This window comes from Mesorhizobium sp. ZC-5 (assembly GCF_025753855.1).
In the GTDB taxonomy this organism is placed as follows: Bacteria; Pseudomonadota; Alphaproteobacteria; order Rhizobiales; family Rhizobiaceae; genus Neomesorhizobium.
Genome location: NZ_JAOWPT010000039.1, coordinates 1 through 1,309, shown reverse-complemented (window position 1 = coordinate 1,309; position 1,309 = coordinate 1). Strand labels below are relative to the sequence as shown.

At 59.8% G+C, this 1,309-nt stretch carries 1 protein-coding gene; it reads left to right on the top strand.

The features are described 5' to 3' along the window. On the top strand, positions 1–1,296 hold a 1,296-nt coding region (locus tag OHD58_RS30320), incomplete at its 5' end, for a recombinase zinc beta ribbon domain-containing protein (protein ID WP_263807289.1). Between the last annotated feature and the right edge of the window lie 13 nt (positions 1,297–1,309).

Genomic DNA, 1,309 nt, shown 5'->3' with positions numbered 1-1,309 from the left:
ATAAATGCGGTCCGCCATGGTCCAGGTTCGCACCGCGCAACCTCGAAGGTGGCCATTGACGACTGGGAGGTTTGCATCAAAGACGCACACCCTGGTTATATTAACTGGGAGGAGTTCATGGCCAATCAGAGACGCCTCGCCGACAACACCAATCGATACGAGGCCGGCCACCGCGGCGCGCCACGCAAGGGCATTGCTTTGCTGCAGGGCTTAGCGGTCTGCGGCCAGTGCGGACGGCGGATGACCGTGCGCTACAGCGGCCCCGACAGTGCATGCCCCGTCTACTGCTGCCTGGCGGACCGCAACCAGACCGGCAGCTCTCTCTGTCAGGAGGTTCGGGCGCCCGCAGTAGATGAACTGGTCGCCCGGACCCTCCTGAAGGCATTGGAACCCGACCAAATCGCCATCGCCATCGCTGCGCTCGACGAGATTGCGGAGGAAACGCGAAGCCTCGAGAAACAATGGGCGCTACGGCGGGAACGTGCGCGGTATGACGCCGAGCGGGCTCGACGACAATACGACACCGTGGAACCGGAAAATCGTCTCGTCGCCAGAACCCTGGAAAAGACGTGGGAAGACAAGCTGCGCTTGGTCGATGAGATCGAGCAGGAATATCGGCGGTGGAGAGACCGAGAGCCCTTGGTATTACAGGCACAGGATCACGCGGCGCTTCAGGAACTCGCCGAGAATTTGCCGGCTATCTGGCACTCAGAAACCACGCAGCCAGAAGACCGCAAACGTATCTTGCGCTTCATCGTGCAGGAGGTCGTTCTCGACCAGAAGAAGATACGCGGCCAGGTCGTCATCAGGATTCTTTGGCAGACCGGCGCAACCAGCGAGCATCAAACCCAACGCCGAGTTCAATCTTACGATCGAGACTATGGCGAACTCGAGCTTGTGCGTGAGCGGATCACGCAACTCAATGCTGCGGGCGATATGGACAGGCAAATCGCGAAAATATTGAATGACGAGGGCATCCGCTCGGCGCGAGGCAAGCTGTTCAGCTATGAGAACATCTGGCTCTTACGCCACCGTTGGGGAATCCCGACAGCCAAGATCAACGGCGTCGCAGCCAATCCGCCGCGCTGGCCTGATGGAACCTACTCTGTACAGGGCGCAGCCGCTGCAATCGGCGTGACGGCTCAGACCATCTTCGACTACCTCGCCCAGGGCCTTGTCCACGGTCGGCAAAGCACGAAAGGCCAGCCCTGGCAGATCAGCCTTTCCAGCGACCAGATCGATCAACTTCAACGCCGGCTGCAACGGACCAGGCGATCAAAGAAAGGTGCATCATGAAGCATTCGCGGAC